At 39.9% G+C, this 18,947-nt stretch carries 17 protein-coding genes, 1 tRNA gene and 1 pseudogene; 9 read left to right on the forward strand and 10 right to left on the reverse strand.

All coding sequences use genetic code 11. The features are described 5' to 3' along the window. The first annotated feature begins 1 nt into the window (after nt 1). From WDV74_RS00375 to WDV74_RS00400, 6 genes and pseudogenes are all read left to right on the forward strand, one after another. On the forward strand, nt 2–769 hold the full coding sequence (locus tag WDV74_RS00375; RefSeq protein WP_338883977.1) for an ATP-binding cassette domain-containing protein: 768 nt from the start codon (nt 2–4) through the stop codon (nt 767–769). Continuing rightward, on the forward strand, nt 759–1,511 hold the full coding sequence (locus WDV74_RS00380; protein WP_273559382.1) for an ABC transporter permease: 753 nt from the start codon (nt 759–761) through the stop codon (nt 1,509–1,511). Before WDV74_RS00375 ends, WDV74_RS00380 begins: the two co-directional genes overlap by 11 nt. Then, nucleotides 1,504–2,274: an ABC-2 family transporter protein gene (locus tag WDV74_RS00385; protein ID WP_338804155.1), complete on the forward strand. Its 771-nt coding sequence runs from the start codon at nt 1,504–1,506 to the stop codon at nt 2,272–2,274. Before WDV74_RS00380 ends, WDV74_RS00385 begins: the two co-directional genes overlap by 8 nt. Before the next feature lie 167 nt (nt 2,275–2,441). Then, a complete protein-coding gene (locus tag WDV74_RS00390) occupies nt 2,442–4,118 on the forward strand; it encodes a WD40 repeat domain-containing protein (protein WP_338883980.1) in 1,677 nt (558 codons plus the stop codon). 1 nt (nt 4,119) lies between these two features. Then, nucleotides 4,120–5,148: an SUMF1/EgtB/PvdO family nonheme iron enzyme gene (locus WDV74_RS00395; protein ID WP_273559376.1), complete on the forward strand. Its 1,029-nt coding sequence runs from the start codon at nt 4,120–4,122 to the stop codon at nt 5,146–5,148. A 15-nt stretch (nt 5,149–5,163) separates the two neighbouring features. Further along, nucleotides 5,164–5,383: pseudogene (locus WDV74_RS00400) on the forward strand (IS982 family transposase); the annotation flags it as partial. A 60-nt stretch (nt 5,384–5,443) separates the two neighbouring features. On the opposite strand, the gene rsmJ reads toward WDV74_RS00400, so the two are convergent. Both rsmJ and prlC read right to left on the reverse strand, forming a co-directional pair. Next, complete coding sequence (rsmJ, locus tag WDV74_RS00405; RefSeq protein ID WP_338883981.1) at nt 5,444–6,187, reverse strand: 16S rRNA (guanine(1516)-N(2))-methyltransferase RsmJ; 744 nt, start codon at nt 6,185–6,187, stop codon at nt 5,444–5,446. A gap of 6 nt (nt 6,188–6,193) precedes the next feature. Beyond that, entirely contained in the window at nt 6,194–8,236 is a 2,043-nt protein-coding gene (gene prlC, locus WDV74_RS00410) for an oligopeptidase A (RefSeq protein WP_338883982.1), read from the reverse strand. A 225-nt stretch (nt 8,237–8,461) separates the two neighbouring features. Here prlC and WDV74_RS00415 point away from each other — a divergent pair. The 3 genes from WDV74_RS00415 (at nt 8,462) to WDV74_RS00425 (ending at nt 10,284) form a co-directional block, all read left to right on the forward strand. Continuing rightward, nucleotides 8,462–8,556 (forward strand) — tRNA-Sec (locus WDV74_RS00415). A gap of 557 nt (nt 8,557–9,113) precedes the next feature. After that, nucleotides 9,114–9,584 carry an HIT family protein gene (locus WDV74_RS00420; protein WP_338883985.1) on the forward strand — a complete coding sequence of 157 codons (471 nt, stop codon included), beginning with the start codon at nt 9,114–9,116 and terminating at the stop codon, nt 9,582–9,584. Nucleotides 9,585–9,834: 250 nt separating this feature from the next. After that, nucleotides 9,835–10,284 (forward strand): GNAT family N-acetyltransferase, encoded by a 450-nt coding sequence (locus WDV74_RS00425; protein WP_338883987.1) that lies wholly within the window; start codon nt 9,835–9,837, stop codon nt 10,282–10,284. Nucleotides 10,285–10,558: 274 nt separating this feature from the next. Here WDV74_RS00425 and thrS read toward each other — a convergent pair whose 3' ends face one another. The 8 genes from thrS to paaX form a co-directional block, all read right to left on the reverse strand. Then, nucleotides 10,559–11,743: a threonine--tRNA ligase gene (gene thrS, locus WDV74_RS00430; RefSeq protein ID WP_338883988.1), complete on the reverse strand. Its 1,185-nt coding sequence runs from the start codon at nt 11,741–11,743 to the stop codon at nt 10,559–10,561. 262 nt (nt 11,744–12,005) lie between these two features. Beyond that, complete coding sequence (locus tag WDV74_RS00435; RefSeq protein WP_338883989.1) at nt 12,006–12,332, reverse strand: hypothetical protein; 327 nt, start codon at nt 12,330–12,332, stop codon at nt 12,006–12,008. After that, a complete protein-coding gene (locus WDV74_RS00440) occupies nt 12,333–12,764 on the reverse strand; it encodes a hypothetical protein (RefSeq protein ID WP_338883990.1) in 432 nt (143 codons plus the stop codon). It abuts the gene before it with no gap. Between the two features lie 253 nt (nt 12,765–13,017). After that, nucleotides 13,018–14,679: an alpha,alpha-phosphotrehalase gene (treC, locus tag WDV74_RS00445; protein WP_338883992.1), complete on the reverse strand. Its 1,662-nt coding sequence runs from the start codon at nt 14,677–14,679 to the stop codon at nt 13,018–13,020. 18 nt (nt 14,680–14,697) lie between these two features. After that, a complete protein-coding gene (gene treB / locus WDV74_RS00450; protein ID WP_338883993.1) occupies nt 14,698–16,131 on the reverse strand; it encodes a PTS trehalose transporter subunit IIBC in 1,434 nt (477 codons plus the stop codon). A gap of 390 nt (nt 16,132–16,521) precedes the next feature. Further along, complete coding sequence (locus tag WDV74_RS00455) at nt 16,522–17,082, reverse strand: dihydrofolate reductase family protein (RefSeq protein WP_338883994.1); 561 nt, start codon at nt 17,080–17,082, stop codon at nt 16,522–16,524. 232 nt (nt 17,083–17,314) lie between these two features. Then, on the reverse strand, nt 17,315–17,944 hold the full coding sequence (catB, locus tag WDV74_RS00460) for a type B chloramphenicol O-acetyltransferase (RefSeq protein ID WP_338883995.1): 630 nt from the start codon (nt 17,942–17,944) through the stop codon (nt 17,315–17,317). After that, nucleotides 17,941–18,882 (reverse strand): phenylacetic acid degradation operon negative regulatory protein PaaX, encoded by a 942-nt coding sequence (paaX, locus tag WDV74_RS00465; protein ID WP_338883996.1) that lies wholly within the window; start codon nt 18,880–18,882, stop codon nt 17,941–17,943. The genes catB and paaX overlap by 4 nt, the downstream gene beginning before the upstream one ends. Between the last annotated feature and the right edge of the window lie 65 nt (nt 18,883–18,947).

Consider the following 18,947-nt stretch of genomic DNA (forward strand, 5'->3'; position numbering starts at 1 on the left):
GATGATAAAAATTACTGATCTATGTTTTAGCTATAAAAGCCGAGAAATTGGAAGGAATATTTTTAAAAATATTTTCAGATTAAATGAAATTGAAGTTAGTTTGTTTAATAACTTAAATGTTGAGATATTTAATAATGATAGCAAGATTACTGGTTTTTTAGGGAAAAATGGAGCAGGAAAAACAACTTTAATAAAACTCATTTCAGGCATTTTAACGCCAAACTCAGGAAATATTACTGTTTTTGGTATCAATTCAAATGGAAGGCCTCTTAATCTTTTATCTAATCTTGGTATCGTTTTTGGTAATAAATCAATGCTTTGGGAAGAATTATCTCTTTATGAAAATATTGAGCTTTTTTCTAATATATATAAGAGAAATTATGATAACAATAATATTGAAAATATGATAGAAATGTTGAGTCTTAATAATATAGCGAGGAAGCCTGCCAAAACCTGTTCCCTGGGGCAGTCTGTGAAATCTAACTTATTAATACATTTACTGAACAGACCTAAGTTATTGATATTGGACGAGCCTACAATCGGATTGGATATAGAATCACAAATACTATTACGCACTATCTTAAAAGATTATGCTGAACTTAATGAAAGTAAAATATTAATTACCTCACATAATATGTTAGATATCGCAGACATTTGTACAGATATCCTTTTCCTGAAAGGCGGAGAAATATCAAAAATAGATTTAAATAAAAATGATACAAAGGAAAAAAATGCGCTATATCTAGAGGGGCTTTTCTGTGATAACTAAATTTTCTTTCATTGAAACAATTAGGGCTAAGAATATAATATTTGGTTATTTATTTTTAACAATAACATTATATGCAGTTGAGTTGTCTTTTTGGAATACTATGACGAAATCAAATGACTTTGTCAATTATACACATGATAAAATAATAATTTACATATTATGGTCTGTTATAATATTTCAATTAACCAGTATTAATGGATTTCCAGAAAATTTATCTTTCCATATTGAAGATGGAAGTATAGATAGACTGATTATAATGCCTAAATCAATATTAATATATTATTCAGCATATGGTCTTGGTCAAATGTTGGCTAGGTTGTTTATAATGTCACCATTGATTTTATTTATAGTAATATATCAAAAAGAAATTCCAAACTTTATATATCTATTTTTTTCTTTATGTATAGGTTTTTTTGTTAATTTATATTTAACAATGACATTGTCATGTATGGCATTCAAATTTAGAGGATCTTACTCTTTTATAATTATTAAAGACACATTGTCATGGGTATTTTCAGGTGCATTAATACCATTGGATGTATTTGGCGATACTTTAAAATCAGCGTTTAATTATATCCCGTTTCAATATATTACCTATGTTCCAGTTAAAATTGCAACAAATTCAATATCTATTGTTTTTATATTTAATGGATTTTTAGTTATGATGAGCTTAATGTTAATTTTTAATTTAATATGGAATTATATGTTAAAATACAATCAAGGATATAATGGTAATGCTTAGAGTTATATATGTTGGCTTTAAATGTGGGCTATCCGAAGCTAAAAAAAGCCCATTGAATTTCTGGCTATCAGCCCTGGTTAATTTTAGCTATTATATAGCGCAAGGTTTTTTTTGGTATGCTATTTTAAATTCACAATATTTAGGTCGTGTTTTATCCAGTAATTTTATTCTTATATTTTTTATTACAGTATGTTTAGTTGATAATTTTTATCTTTTTTTGTTTGGTAAGGGCAGTTTTCTCTTAGTTAAAAAAGTTAGATCATTAAAATTAGAACCTCATTTAACACTACCCATAAATACCCAGTTCTTATATATTACTACTAATATTGCATTTGAGCATTTTTTATTATCATTTTTATCATTAGTATTGTTTTTTATTGTGCATATTTATCTTGGTACTGCTGTTTTATTAATTTTTTTACACTTAATTATGTCATTTGAAGGCGTTTTAATACTAACTTCAATTACATGGATTATAAGATCAACAATATTTTGGACTGCATCATTAGTCAGTATTAAGAATTCAAACCCCTGTTTTAAAGTCCTGGTGCGACCTGAACAATCTTTTCATGGTGCAGTTCGTTTTGTTTTAATGTTTATCCTTCCATGTCTATTTATAACAGGTATTCCTGCTTCGGTAGCGGGTGGAGTGATGAGTATAAAATGGTTTTTTATTCAGTCATTAGTTACATTGGTTCTGATTTTTATAGCAAAATTTGTTTTTGATATAGGTATTAAAAGGTATTCAAAATATATAACGTGATTTATACCAATCCAACTTCAAAATGCGTGTGATTTCTCCCCGCGAAGCGGGGAGAAATCAGGTTTCATATCGTGTCGTAAATTGTAACTTGAAGTTTAATGTGTATAGAAGGTACTTGATTGCTAAAAAATAAATCTTATTTTCTTGAACTATAAAGGATATATTTTATGTATAAACATATTTCTCCTATTAGTGGTGTTGCTACTTGTGGTGATAAATTTGTCTTAAGTGCTGGGTATGATAATAAAGTTATTTTATGGGATGCTTACACGAAGAAGCCCATTAGAAGAGTATATCATGACCATTTGGCAAATCAGTGTGCTTTCAGTCCTTGCGGTAACTATGTAGCAACAGTCAGTAGTGATTATACTTGTCGTATTTGGTCATTGCCAAATATGATATTATATGGGGTTATAAATTCACATACTGATGATGTAGAATCAATATCATTTCATCCCAACAAAAATATTGTTGCAACGTGTTCTAGAGATAAAACAATTATTATTTCTGATTATAAAGGAAATATCATAGCTCATTTGAAAGGGCATTTAAAGGATGTAATATCTGTGGAATGGAACTTATCTGGAAATATAATAAGCTCCAGTGATGATGGTACAATTCGAATTTGGGATGTGGATGCTGAAAAAGAAATTGAATGTATAGATCTTGATAATATAGAAACTGATACTATAGCCATTACACCTAATGGAGTCATTTATGCTGGAAATGATAATGGTGAAATCATAACTATAATTAATGGTAAGTTAGCAATAACACCTGCACATAAAGCGGGTATTAAGCGCTTGGTTTATGACTCTTTCAAAAAAATAATGGTAAGTTTGAGTTACGATAGAAAAATGAAACTTTGGAGAACGAAGAATAATAATATTGAATGTTATCATATAGCAGAGCTTCCTCCAATAGTTTGGCCAAGATCTTGTGCATTTCTTGATAGTAACAATTTGGTTTTTGCATCATTTGGTGATAGTTATGTTCAATATACTATTTCTACTAAAGTATGGCATCAGGATCATATTAGACCAACATATGGCTTAAATGCCGTTCACATTTCAGGAAAGGATATTTGGAGCATCGGAGATGCTGGTATAGTTTTTTATAATAACAAGCCCTTTGCTGAAATGGGAAGTCTGTGTAACTTTATGGTCGAATTTCAAGATGTAATTATTACTGGTGGGCAGATGGGAAAAATATTTAATGCTTGTACTGGTGATATTATATATGAACACCATTCTCCTCTAAATTGTGCTGCTGTTTCGTGGGGTAATGATCAGTTTTGTCTTGTTGGTACATACACTGGAGAAGGTATTGTTTTAAGAAAAATAGATAATGATATTGTTGTTTGCAATGTAATTTCATTACATAAAAATGCGATAAAAGGTGTTGTTATTTCTGATAAATATATCTTCTCTGTATGTGCCAATGCAGCAGTTGCATTACATAATACTGAAGATTTTTCATGTTACGCTTATGTTCCTAAAGCCCATGAAAAAATTGCAAATGGATGTGATGGCAATAGAGAAGGATTGTTTGTGAGTATTAGCCGAGATTTAAATCTCCGAATTTGGAAAAATGAAAACTATGAAGTAATAAAAACACCAAGTTCTCATTCTATAAAATGTGTAGCTTTTGATACTAAAAATAATTATATCTCTATAGGAAATTATACTGGTTGGATCGGTGTATATGATTTAAATATAAACGAATGGGTGTTATGGGAGAGGCGTTCATTCTCTGGTATATCAAGTATGAAATATACGCAAGATGACTTTATTTATTCAACATATGACGGAATAATTGAATTTGTATTTAACCATGGGTCTTAAAATGATTAAACATGAATTAAGCCTAACAGGTATTAAAACTCAGAATATAAATATTGAAGGTAAAGATATTAACTCTTTGACCATGAAAGAAGCGATGGGTTTACCTGATAAAACATGTGAAACTTTGATGGGAGGATTATTTAAAATATATGATAAATATTCAAGGTTAGATAGTTTTATGTTACTAGCTCTAGTTAGGGACTTTAATGCATGTTTTTCCCATAGATATGTCGCTGGTAATTTGCTTGCAATTAGAGGGGATACGAGAATTTCTGTATTTGAGCCTGATATTATTATTGTTCCTGGTGGAAAAGTGCGTTTGGGTTTATCTTCTGATGATGTAGATGAAATTGTTTCGACGTATTCCCAATATGGAGTAATGAAAGAGTGGATTTTAAAGGAGGTGCCTTCTTATGAACTGAATCTTAATTCTTTTGGTTTGGCCAGATATTGTGTAACTAACTATGAATATTACATTTTTCTATGCGATACAGGTTATCAAGAGATCCCTGATAGTTGGGCTTGGGGTATGTATCCTCATCAACGTGCTAATTATCCGGTTTATTCAGTGTCTTATGATGCTGCTGTGTCTTATGCACTCTGGCTAAGTGAAAAGACAGGTAGAAAGTTCCATATTCCGAGTGAAGCACAATGGGAGTATGCTGCAACTGGAGGTGATGGGCGAGAGTTTCCATGGGGAAATGAGTTTCTGCCAGATCATTGTAACAGTATTGAAAGTGGTATTGTCGATGCGACTCCAATAGGTATCTTTCCTTTAGGTATGGGACCTTTTGGTCATCTAGATTTAGCGGGAAATGTTGAAGAATATACTTCTGATAGTTATCTACCTTATCAGTCAGGTAGTACTGTGTATGATGATTTAATGCTGACTGAAGGTAAGCACTATAAAGTTGCTCGTGGTGGCAGTTTTACCCGGTTTCGTGATTTGTGTAGAACGAGAAGACGCCATGGAAGATATAATTCTCCTCTATATATTATGGGGTTTCGGCTTGCAGAAAAGTTACTTTGAGAGTTAATTCGAATTTTGGATAAGGAATTAACAGATGAATTAGCCAAAATGGGTGTCACTTTCGTCATGAAGAAGCGTCGCAACATGAAGATACGTGCGCAGGCTGAAACGCCACCGAAGTATAAAAGGATTTCTGTTGACCGTTTTAGGTGGACTGATTGCTTACTGCCTTAAATTGAAGAAACCATCACTGAAAGTTTTCTACTCAGAAGAAGATTTTCCAGTGACGGTTTAAGCGGAATTCGGATTAGTCAGATGATTTAAAAACCCCATACGTAACATGGGGTTTATTTTTCTAACAAGGATAAATATCGAATCGGTGATTTTTGGTGGTAATTGCAGCGGATGCTTTAACACCCGCCAGTGGTTCTGCATAATCTGGCCGTTTTACCACAACCCGACGTTTTGCCAATGCACGGGCCGGTTCCAGTAAACTATCAGCATCCTCATCTGCCCCGACAAGTGATTGGAAAACCCGCATCTCTTTTTTGACTAGCGCGCTCTTTTGCTTATGTGGATACATTGGATCAAGGTAAACTACATCTGGCGGCGGCGTAATATCTGTCAATGCTGTAATGCTTGAGGCGTGGATCAGCGTCATGCGTTCTTTCAGCCAGCTTCCAATCTCTTCATCCTGATAGCCACGCTGTAGTCCGTCATCCAACAATGCTGCTACCACAGGGTTGCGTTCTAACATCCTGACATGACAGCCGATAGAAGCCAGCACAAAAGCATCGCGTCCCAACCCAGCGGTAGCATCCACAACATTGGGTAAATAATCTTTCTTGATGCCGACGGCTTTCGCGACGGCTTCGCCACGACCACCACCAAAGCGACGACGGTGCGCCATTGTTCCGCTGACAAAATCGACATAAATCCCGCCCAGCTTAGGCTCATCGCGCTTGCGCAATTCGAGTCGTTCGGGTGTCAATACCAGCGCCATGACCGAATCTTCATCGTGGATCAGATCCCAACGTTCAGCCAATAACGATAAGGCGCTGCGATCAGCGCCTTCTTCACAAATCAAACAAATCTTCACAGGTGATTATCCGCCGATGCCGTAGCTCTTCAGCATTGCATCCAGTTCTGGTTTACGGCCCCGGAAGCGGACAAACAGTGTCATTGGATCTTCTGAGCCGCCGCGGGACAAAATATTGTCGAGGAATGACTGACCGGTTGTGCGATTGAAAATCCCTTCTTCTGAGAAGCGAGAATAGGCATCGGCTGCCAGCACATCCGCCCACAGATAGCTGTAATAACCCGCTGCATAACCACCATTAAAGATGTGGCTAAAGGAGTGCGGGAAGCGTCCCCAATCTGGCGATGGTACAACCGCAACTTGTTTTTTCACTGATTGCAGCGTTTCCAGGATTTGCGCTCCTTTGGCTGGATCATATTCCACATGTAAGCGGAAATCGAACAGGCCAAACTCAAGCTGGCGCAGGATCTTCATTGCGGCCTGATAGTTTTTGGCCGCCAGCATATTATCCAGCATCTCTTGTGGCAGGGGTTCCTGAGTTTGATAGTGACCGGAGATAAATGCCAGTGCTTCCGGCTCCCAGCACCAGTTTTCCATAAACTGGCTTGGACACTCTACTGCATCCCACGGTACGCCACTGATGCCGGCAACATCCAAAACTTCAATTTCGGTCAGCATATGGTGCAGGCCATGCCCAAACTCGTGGAACAGTGTTGTCACTTCATCATGGGTAAACAGGGCAGGTTGATCACCAACTGGTTTGTTAAAATTACAAGTCAGATAAGCGACCGGGATTTGCAACTCGCCAGATGCATGGCGCATTCTGCCGACATAACTGTTCATCCATGCGCCACCGCGTTTGTGTTCACGGGCGTAAAGATCTAAATAGAAACTGCCACGCAATACCTGCTGATCATCATACAGATCAAAGAAACGCACATCAGGATGCCATGTATCTACATCGTGGCGTTCTTTGGCGGTAATGCCATAAATGCGGCGAATGACTTCAAACAGCCCTTCAAGCGCTCGTTGTTCCGGGAAGTAAGGGCGCAGTTGTTCATCATCAATGGAGAAGTCATGCTGCTTTTGCTTTTCGCTGTAATATGCCAGATCCCACGCTTCCAGCCCATCAACACCGTGATGAGATTTAGCGAAGTTAGTGAGTGCTTCCAACTCTTCTTGACCTTGTTGATGGGCGCGTTTGGCCAGATCGTTCAGGAAATCGAGTACCTGTTGAGGTGTTTCAGCCATTTTTGTTGCCAGAGAACTTTCAGCATAGTTCTTGAACCCCAATAATTGGGCGAGTTCATGACGTAATGCAAGTAGTTCCGCCATCACTTCGCTGTTATCCCACTTTCCGGCATCTGGCCCTTGATCAGAAGCACGGGTCGTATAGGCATAATACATTTCCTTGCGCAGTTCACGATTATCGCCATAGGTCATGACTGGCAGATAACTTGGCATATTGAGTGTCAGCAACCACCCATCCAGCCCCTTGGCTTCGGCGGAGGCCTTGGCTGCGGCTTTGGCACTTTCAGGCAAACCGGCCAGATCACCCTCGTCGGTAATTAGTTTGGTCCATCCCATAGTGGCATCCAGCAAATTATTGCCGAACTTTGCACCCAGCTCAGATAAACGAGCAGTAATTTCACCGTAACGTTTCTGTTTATCTTCTGGTAAGCCAATGCCGGTCAATTCAAAATCACGCAACGTATCTTCAACAACCTTGCGTTGTGGCTGGGAAAGGGTTTCGAAGATTTGGCTCTCTTTTAGCGATTTATATGCTTGATATAACCCTTTGTGTTGCCCCAACCAGGTATCAAATTCAGAAAGCAGGGGCAGGCTTTGCTCATAGGCTTCGCGAAGCTCTGGACTATTCTTGACCGCATTTAGGTGTTCGACTGGCGACCACATACGGGAAAGCCGGTCTTTCTCTTCTGAAATGGGTTGGCACAGGTTATCCCAAGTAAAAGCAGTGTGTTCGGATAAAATCTTCTCAATGACTTGACGGTAATTGGATAATGTCTCTTTCACCGCAGGCACGACATGTTTTGGTTCGATTGCAGAGAACTTAGGCAATGCAGAAGATAGCAGTAGCGGATTAGTCATAATGAGCGCCTTATATGTGTATTTGGGTATAGGCTGAAACCAGCCCCGTATCCCAATGGGTTGTTGACGATAGATGGGGATAAGATATCGTGAGTTCAATGCTAATGCCGCACTTTTGTGCGAACAATTAGGTTCTTTTGCTGTCAGGGATCTGTGAAGTTGCGGAGAAGTTTAGATATTCTTGGAGACGCGCTATAATCCCTGCTCTTCATCAATTTTATTAATGGAAGATCATCGTCCCCGGTGGGGCGGCTGGACTTCAAATCCAGATGGGGTCGCCAGCGGCCCTCGGCAGGTTCGACTCCTGTGATCTTCCGCCACCTTTTGTCTGAAATCGTCTTTTTTATTCAATAAAAATTTTGATTTCAACGCATTATATTGGTTTTTTGTATTGTGTAGTCCACCGTTATCTATTGAAATCCACTCTCATTTGGGGGATCTCTTTTAAGGGGGGATATTTTATACCCCAAAATGAAATTAACCGCCCGTCAAGTAGATAACTGCAAGTCAAAGGAAAAAGATTATAAATTGTCTGATGGGGTAACATATTCAAGATGTTGATTGGTCTTAAATAGAATATTCTCTTTCGATAAAAGGTTCATTCTTCCTGCCCTTGGTAGTATTGGTCATCGCATTGGTATCGAATTCATTTTTCTTTCATTAAGTATAATATCTGGTCTTTATGTTATTATTGTTTCAGTATTAACATGTTTATACCAATCTAACTTCAAGATGCATGTGATTTCTCCCCGCGAAGAGGGGAGAAATCAGGTTTCACATCGTGTTGTAAATTGCAACTTGAAGTTTAATGTGTAGCACTGAAAAAGAAAAACATTTTATATGAAGAAGATATTTAACTATATAAGGATACTCTTATATGAATAATTGTATTTTCTGCGAAATAGTTAATGGAAAATCACCTGCACATGTTATTTGGGAAGATGATGATTACATAGCTTTTTTATCAATATATCCAAACACACAGGGTTTTACAGTAGTTATTCCCAAGAAACATTATGAAAGTTACGCATTTGAATTAAGTGATGATAGTTTGTCTGGGTTGATCATCGCTTCTAAAAAGGTTGCTAAACTCCTTGATTCAACCTTAGACGGTGTTGCTAGAACAGGGCTAATATTCGAAGGCTATGGCGTTGATCATGTACACGCCAAACTATTTCCTATGCACGGAACAGGAAATAATAGCCGTTTTAAAAAAATATCATCTTGTGTGGACAAATTTTTTCATGAATACGAAGGATATATATCATCACATGATAGTAAACGAGCATCTGATAAGGATTTGAGCATATTGGCTAAGAAGATTCGAGAACATTCAGGGGGTAAATAGATAATATCCTTAAATGAGAAGCCTTAACTTGGTTTTGATTGAAGGGCTGCACGTTAACGGGGTAGTTGAAAAGCGGATGGGAACTAAACTCACACCAGCGACAAGAGCCGTTATGTGTGCTGGTCATCCTCCCTTGGAGTTCACAAGAGGATTTTAGTGAACCGCAATGGTTCCAAATACGGGTGAATTATTTTGGTGCTCCGTTTGCGCGGGTTTTTGTTACAGATATGCAGTAATCAGGGGAAAAAATATGGTACAACACTTTCATTGTCAGAAAGAAAATTACCAAGTTTCAACAGACAAATCGCTTTTAGATATTACCGCTATTCACCAATTTTTGACACGTTCCCGTTGGGCGGAAGGTATTGATCTCGAAACAGTACGGTCTGCTATTGAAAACAGCCTGACATTTGGGTTGTATAAAGATAAAACTCAAATAGGGTTTGCCAGGCTCGTCACAGATTTTGCGACGTTCGGCTATCTATGTGATGTTTATGTCTTGGAAGAATATCAAAAACAACAATTAGGCCGCTGGTTGATAACATGTTGTCAATCTCATCCCGTTATGCAACGGCTACGTAGAATTATGCTTGTGACGTCAACGGCACCTTGGTTATATGAAAAATTTGGCTACTCTCCCGTTAGTTATGAAAATGGTGTTTGGCAAATAGTTCGCCCAAATATTTATAAGAAAAAGTAACACTCATTATTTATTTTTAATAGTATTAAATTTATAGGATTAATATATTTGCTATATTGTAAGATCTATCCCAATATTCTGGGATTGTTTTTAATCAAATGCTATTCATAGAAACATGTATATCTGTTTAAGTTTTAATATGTTTTTATAGTTGTTTTGATATTAGCTAATTTACCGAGAATAGTTAAGTTTATTCACTCAAGGAATTGATTCAGTATTAACTTAAATTTTCGGTCACTGATTGACTCAGTGACCAAACGGGTTCCTCCGGTCATCACAATTTCCTGTAACTGATTAACTGATCAACCAGTTTAGTTTTCTCTATGGGAATGACCACGTTACCTCGACGGAGTGCCACTTGATGCATATTCATTTCTTGTTCTCCAATAATCAAAATATTGGGGATTTTCATCTGATGGAACCGTTTGATTTTACGGGCAACGGAACTATCACCGTCATCTATCAGCACATGTAGTCCTGCATATTTGAGTAATTCCACTAATGTGTTGGCATAGTCGAGAACGTTTTCATTGACCGTTGCAATTGCAACCGGTAATGGATGGATCCACTCCGGTAAAGCTCCTTGAGTGACCTCCAACAACATACCGAGCCACCGCTCTATTGAACCATATATTACTTGATGTAAGATCACCGGACGTTCTTTCTCTTCGGAAGTATTTGTATAAGAAATATTGAAGCGTTCTGGAAGATTAAAATCCAATTGGATTGTACCGCATTGCCATTCGCGTCCCATATTGTCCTGAAGAGTTAGTTCAATTTTAGGTCCATAAAATGCACCTTCTCCGGCCTGTAATTCGAAATCAATCGATTCACTTTGGCAAACTTCAATAAGGATTTGTTCAGCTTTTTGCCATAAAGATTGGTTTCCCAGAGCCGATTCTGGACGTGTAGATATTTTAACTGAAAGCTGCTGATAACCGTATTGGTTGTAAACGAGCCTGGCCCTGTTCAGAAAGTGTCGGATTTCATCCCAAGTTTGTGACCATGCACAAAAAATATGGGCATCATCTTGAGTGAAGTGGCGCAAGCGTAAACAGCCATTCAAAGAACCAGAGGGTTCGTTGCGATGAACAAGACCAAATTCAAATAACTTGACCGGGAGTTCTCTGTAACTATGCACATGTCGTTTGAACAGCAGAATGTGTGCCGGACAAGACATCGGTTTTAGTGCATAAGCGTGCATATTCTCCTGATCACCACCAAAGAACATATCCTCTCCGTACATCATAAGATGGCCGGAAATTTGCCAGAGATCCTTTTTCAAAAACTGAGGGGTACGAACTTCCTGAAAACCGTATTGTTGATAAAGTTGGCGGATATGTTGCTGAATATCCTGAAATAAACGCCATCCGTTTGGATGCCAGAAGATCATACCAGGCCCTTGAGGCTCTGAGTGGAACAAATCGAGTTGTTGTGCGATTTCGCGATGAGTTTTCATCCTATCTCCTTAGTAAAACTCTGGGCGAAACGCATGGAATGGGTATAAAAAAACCCTCTGGCGAATCGCTCAGAGGGTTTTAAAAATTCAGTTGTAACTACCCCCCGAACAACCTGATGGTTTCGGTGGTGGTGGTTTGTTGGACTGGCTTAGCCAGAATATCGATCAATTTATTTTTCATAATGTTAACATTATTAACATCAGTATAAGGAAAAGGCAAGTGAAAGTTATATAACGTTCCTTGCGTCCCAATGACTTATTATCAAATCGGTTTCTCTATTGAATTATACAGCGTATCAAGCTGATTAATGCGTTGGTGGTAACTTTGCAGCAAACAGGTTGTATCACCCTTGCATTTGTGGCGCTGTTTCAGCCATGCAGTTTGGTTATCATACATTTCGCCAGATACGCCCATGGCAAATAACCCACGCAGAAAATGATATTTCACACTTAATTCCACATCCAGCTCATTGAGCTTTGGGTTTGAACAAATTGCTTTCTCATCCGGTGCCTTGGCTTTGGCACAGTCAAAACTGGCCGCAAAACTGAGTGGGGAGAAAATAAGTAACATAAACCAGAGATATTTCATTTACTTCTCCTTTATGGGAAAGAATCTGAATGACCGAGCTTTGCCAGTTGCATCTAATTTGCAGGAGAATCGAATGTCATGCCAACCATCATTCGTCCTATACATACCGATGCCGACTAATTCAGAAGGCTGTTTGAGTCTGATACTCTCTTTTGAATCTACACCGAGGAAAATTTTATCTGCGTCTTTATAATATTTCTTAATGATGGGTAAGGCAAAAGGGCGACAAATAAACTCTGCCACTTTTTTGGCATCTGACCAACTTTCTACCATTGGTAGTGCAGATTTATCTGTAACTTGTTCATTAATTTGCTGTTGTAGGTATTTTGTCTGGTCTGGCGATAATTGTTGAGATGGTACTTGTGCTTGTGCAAAGGCAGATAATAGTAGACTGATGACTCCCAAATAAGTTAAGTATCTTGAGTAAAACATAATGGTATACTCCTTGTTTGAGATTCAAAAAGTATGGCATAGATTTTTTCATCGCGCCAATAATAGACAGCTGTTGCTGAGTCTTGGGTTATTTATCGATAAGAATAATATTAGGATATTCATTTTTTGGGGTACTGGAGCGGTTTGAGTTAGTGTCCACTCTCACTACAACACGATATGAAACCTGATTTCTCCCCACGAAGCGGGGAGAAATCACATGTATCTTGAAATTAGATTGGTATAAATAATATTATCATTTGGATATTAAATATATTGATTCATAAGGTTTAATTTTAATTTCATGATTTACTGTTGCCGGTGATGGGTAATTGCTCATCAATACCTGCCATTCTTTGCTTAAAAGTGCCGGTTCTGGAGACCAATGTTGGGTTTCAGCACTTAGGTTTGCAATGACCAGCAAGGTTTGATCTTGCCAACGACGCAGATAGCACCACAACGAAGGATGTTCTGGCAGCAGATCCAGGTAATCACCGTATGTCAGAATGGGTTGTTGCTTTCTCAATTTAATCAAGTTGTGGTAGCAATAGAAGACGGAATCTTCATCCTGTAATACGGTTTCGGCGTTGATCTCTGGGTAATTACTGCAAGGTGCAATCCACGGTGTTCCGGTGGTAAAACCCGCGTTTGCTGAATCATTCCACTGCATGGGGGTTCGGCTGTTATCACGGGATTTCTGCGCCAAAATTGCCAGTATATCCTCTACTTGCATGCCTTTCTCAATACGCTCTTGATACATATTCAGGCTTTCGATATCCCGATAATCCTCAATACGCGTAAAGTTAGGGTTTGTCATACCCAGTTCTTCGCCCTGATAAATATAAGGCGTACCCTGCATACCATGCAGCACCATTGCCAGCATTTTGGCGGATATTTTGTGGTGCTGATGTTCATCACCAAACCGAGAAACAATGCGCGGCTGATCATGGTTACACCAAAAAAGTGCATTCCAGGCTTTTTGGTGCATACCCTGCTGCCATGTTGAGAAAATCTTTTTCAGTTCAACGTAATCTGGTTTTGCCTGAGTCCATTTTTCTCCATTTGGGTAGTCAACTTTTAGATGGTGAAAATTAAACGTCATGGACAGCGTCGTTCCGTCCAGGGCTGCATAGCGTTGGCAGTTTTCAAGGCTGGTGGATGACATTTCACCAACAGTCATCAATCCTTTCGGCTGGAAAACATCACGGCTCATTTCTTGCAAAAACTCGTGTATCCGCGGGCCATCGGTGTAGAATCGGCGGCCATCGCCGTGATCATCGTTAGGATAATCTTGCTGTTTTGAGACAAGGTTAATGACATCCAGACGCAAGCCATCAACGCCACGATCAGCCCAGAATTTACAGATTTTCTTCAGTTCAGCGCGAACCGGTGCGTGCTCCCAATTTAAATCGGCTTGTTCAACCGCAAACAGGTGGAGGTAATATTGTTGACTCTCTGTATGCCATTGCCACGCATTACCACCGAATTTGGATTTCCAGTTATTGGGTAGGGAACCTTCAGAACCCTCCCGCCAGATATAAAACTGGCGATAGGGGCTATTAATGTCCTGCGCCGCCTGGAACCATGGATGTTGGGTTGAGGTGTGATTGAAAACCATATCCAAAATAATGCGAATGCCACGGCGATGGGCATTTTGCACCAAATTATCAAAGTCTTCCATGCAGCCATAATCTGGATTGATGGCACAGTAATCAGCGACATCATAGCCATTATCAACCTGCGGAGAGGGATAGATTGGGGTGATCCAAATGGCCTCAACACCGAGACGCTGTAGATAATCCAGCCGTTGGGTGATCCCGTTGATATCTCCTGTGCCGCTACCGGTACTATCTTGAAAACTTTTTGGATAAATTTGGTAGATAACGCTATCCATCCACCATGGTTTTTGTTCCGTCATAAATAGATACCTACAAAATTAATTGGCCTGTTCATTGGGTAAAAGCGCTTTGCGTTCATTTCTACGATAAGCCAGAACAGTCAGCAGGAATGGCACAGCAATCGCGATGAGCATGGCAATCAGATAAACCATCCAGAACTGTGGTTTGATAGAAAGAATGCCTGGTATTCCGCCAACGCCGATACCATTGGCAGTGACATGGTTGAGTCCACAAACCAGTCCAGCCAGAGCTGCGCCAATCATCGCGCAGAACATGGGGTAACGGTATTTAAGGTTGATACCATACATGGCAGGTTCGGTGACCCCGAGATAAGCTGAAATTGCCGCAGGAACAGAAATTTCGCGTTCTTTTTGTTTTTTGCTTGCCCAGACAATGCCGACAACGGCAGAACCTTGAGCGATATTAGATAGCGCAATAATCGGCCAGATTGGGGTACCTCCGGTACTTTGGATCATTTGCAGGTCGATAGCCAGTGTTGTTTGGTGTACACCTGTAATGACTAACGGGGCGTAGAAGAAACCAAACAAGGTGGCTCCAATAGGCGCAAAACTACCCGTCATTAGACTTTTAACAACCCAGGCAACACCATCACCGATAGCACGTCCGGCAGGGCCTATCAGGGCGTGGGCGAGGAGGACGGCCAGTACCAGAGAAGTCACAGGGACAATAACAAGATAGAGATAGTCTGGCACCCATTTTTTCAGCCGCGTTTCAATCCATCCCAACGTCAGGCCAGCTAATAGGGAAGGGATAACCTGTGCCTGATAACCGACTTTAGAAATTGTAAACCAGCCGAAATTCCAGACTTCGGGCGTTTGTTGCCCAAGCAGGTAAGCATTCATCAATTGTGGGGAAACCAGGGTAATGCCGAGAATAATCCCCAGAATGGGTGTTCCCCCCATCTTTCTGACGGCAGACCAACAGATACCCACAGGGAGGTAGAAGAAGACTGCTTCACCGATTAGCCAGAGAAAATCATAGATACTCTGCCAGACAGGGTAGAGTTGCACGAGCGATTTGCCATCACTAAACGGGAGATCACCTATCAGGTTACGAAAACCGAGGATTAAACCACCGCTGATTAGGGCTGGCAGTAATGGGAAGAAGATCTCGGCAAAATGTGAAATTGCATTTTCATACCATTTCATATTTTGGCGAGCAGCTTGTTTAACTTCTTCTTTATTAACGGATTGTTTCCCTGTGGTTTCAAGCAGAGCTTTATAATAGACATCCACATTCGTGCCAATCACGACCTGAAATTGTCCGGCATTAGTAAAGCATCCCTTGACCATTGGTAATTCTTCAATGGCTTTAGCATCGGCATTTTCTGGTGTATTAAGAACAAATCTGAGGCGGGTGATACAATGACTGACGGAAGCGATATTCTCTTTACCACCAATCAAGGTAATAAGATTATCAATATCCTTTTGGTTTATTTGTTTTTTTTTCATGCCTTTTCTCCTTGGTGTGGCAGGAGTTATAAATGATGGAATTTTGCGATTAACAGAATGATTACACTCGTGATGAGATAATGAATAGACTGAAATAATAGCAGCTCAATCCTAGACAGATTTTTACATTTTGAATATGAAAAGTTGCTTCGTTTGAGTTTTAGATCACATTTTAGGCCATTGATTTGAAATTAAAGGGTTTTTTATATTCGTGATACTTATTATTATAGAATTTTTAGTTTTTTTGGTAATTAATAGATGTCGGTTATGGGTTCATGCCATCATTAGTCAGCAGGCACGTTAAATAGTCAGGAATTCGCACAGTTTGTTGATAGTGAGGTATATTTTGCAATTGCAATGGAATTATGTGCCTTGTAACAGCGCAGAATATTATGAATTCACTGATAGCTGTTTCATCAATTTAATATCCATAATTGTTTCAATCGCGCCACTTCGCAAGCATCTCTGCTTATTAGGCGTCACATGAATAGCCTGATTAACAGGTAGGACAGGAATACCAGAGCCTAAAAAGACCGGAACAGTGGTAATAAACAGTTGTTGTAACTCTCCGGCATCGGCAAAGCTGGCGGCGGTTTTACCTCCCCCAATTATCCAAACATCTTTTCCTTTGGCTGCGTCTCTTGCCTTAGCGGCGATATTTTTGGGATTGTCTTGGATGACAACAGCATTAATGTCAGAAAAAATCGTTAAGTTTCTTGAGGAGAGAATAAAGGAAGGAATATTTTGATACGGCCATTCACCTGCGGCGTTTTTCATAATCCACTCATAGGTTCCAGCACCCATAATTGTGGCACCGATATTTTGATAAAATTCATCATAAGGAGTGGCATCATCGCCTGGCGGATAATCATATAACCAACCTAATTCATGGTTTTTAGTCGCAATGTAACCATCCATTGTAGCGGCGACATAATAGATGAGTTTTGACATAGTATTTCCTCATTTTTGTATATAACGCTAGAGAATGATGATGCTTAATCAAATACACAATGATTATAATCGGGCGGCTACTTTAACAGGTGAGCAAAAAGGTTATTAGCTTTTTGAGCGATTCGTGTTGTCAATTGCAACTTGAAGTTTAATGCGTATAGATACCAAATAGACTTTGGGTTGCAGCTAACAAAGCTGCAACTTGAAAGACGAAAGGGATATTGTTAGTGGCCTATTTTTGATCTTTCCACCACTGATACAGAGCTTCAATATCTGATGAGGTGATAAGCTTCATTGCTGCCTTAAGTTTTTCCAGTGGCCAGTCCCACCATCGTATTTCCAGCAATAGAGCAATGTGTTCATCAGAAAAGCGTTTTCGGATCACTTTTGCCGGATTGCCGCCAACAATGGAATAAGGTTCGACGTCTTTGGTCACCAGTGCACGTGTGCCAATGACGGCACCATCACCAATTTTTACGCCTGGCATAATGATCGCTTCCGCACCAATCCAGACGTCATTACCGATAATGGTATCCCCCATAGGTTGGTAGGCATCTTGTGCATCAGCAAAGGCTGGTTCTTCCGCCATGTAAAAAAACGGAAATGACGAAACCCAATCCAGACGATGCCCTTGGTTACCCGCCATCATAAAAGCGACACCTGTACCAATGGAACAGAAGCTGCCGACGATGAGCTTATCAACATTAGTTAAATCAGGTGATAAGTAACGGGCGCATTCGTCAAATGAGTGACCGTGATAGTAACCGGAATAGTAACTGAAGCGGCCAACCTGGATATTGGGATTGGAGACTTGTTCCGCTAATGTTTTGCCCTTAAAGGGACTATCGAAATAATTTTTCATAGGGTACTTGTTTTATTGTATAACCCGCCAAAACGTCGATAATACGCGGCGGTGGGTTGAGGTAATTGGCCAATGGTCGTTTCACAGCATTCACTGACATAGTGTGTCGCAGCAGGGCCAATGTGCTGATAAATATTGATACATAAATGACGGGCAATTTGCCCTTCCCATTGCGCGGGCAGCAGGGCATCAGGCAGCAGTGGGTCGCGCAGAACGATACGGCGGTAAAAGTGGATGAGCAGAAGACGCAACTGGAAACAGCGTCTTGGCGTCAGGTCAGCCTCATGACAATCCCGTAGCAGCGTCATCAACGGGCGGAAGGAAACAATAAATTCGTGATAGTGCTGTGATATCTGTTCCAGTGACCAATTGAGAGAGACGAGTTCTTTCAGGCTCTGTTCTGAACGTGGATAAGGATAATCAGCACGGAAATAAATGACAGAATCGCTGGCGTTGAGTTCCCCTAACAGTGAGGGAATATCTCTTTGGGAATGACTTGGAGCGGCCATCAGGGTACGGTTAAATTGTGCGAAACCGAGCCAGCTCAGCTCTTTTTTCAGGCGGATACGCTCGTTTTTGGTGGCGCCTTCCAGTAGCAGCAGATCCCACTTGCCATCCCATTCTGGCTGTTCACTGAGATAGATTTTATCCTCTGCATGACGAAATTGATGCATTCCCCGCTCGGCGATGCGGTAATAACTGCGTCGCCCTAGTTTTTCGACTGTAAGCCACCCCTCTTTTTGCAGCCTAAATACGGCTGTTCTCACAAAACGGTCACTAAACCCCATCGACTCCAGCAAGAAGCTCAAACTACCAAGCCAAACCTCACCGCCACGGTGACTCAGGGCATCCCCATATAAGGAGATGATCAGCGATGTTCCGCTGATAGGCTGTGCATTGAGAGCGTGTTGGATAAAATCGTCAAGTTTATGTGTCATAGTTTCGGTGATCTGCTCAAAAGTGTGTCATAACATTAGCATAACTGTATCAATGGGCTTAATCG

Origin of the sequence: Xenorhabdus sp. TH1 (assembly GCF_037260955.1) — a bacterium.
GTDB classification, from domain to species: Bacteria; Pseudomonadota; Gammaproteobacteria; order Enterobacterales; family Enterobacteriaceae; genus Xenorhabdus; species Xenorhabdus griffiniae.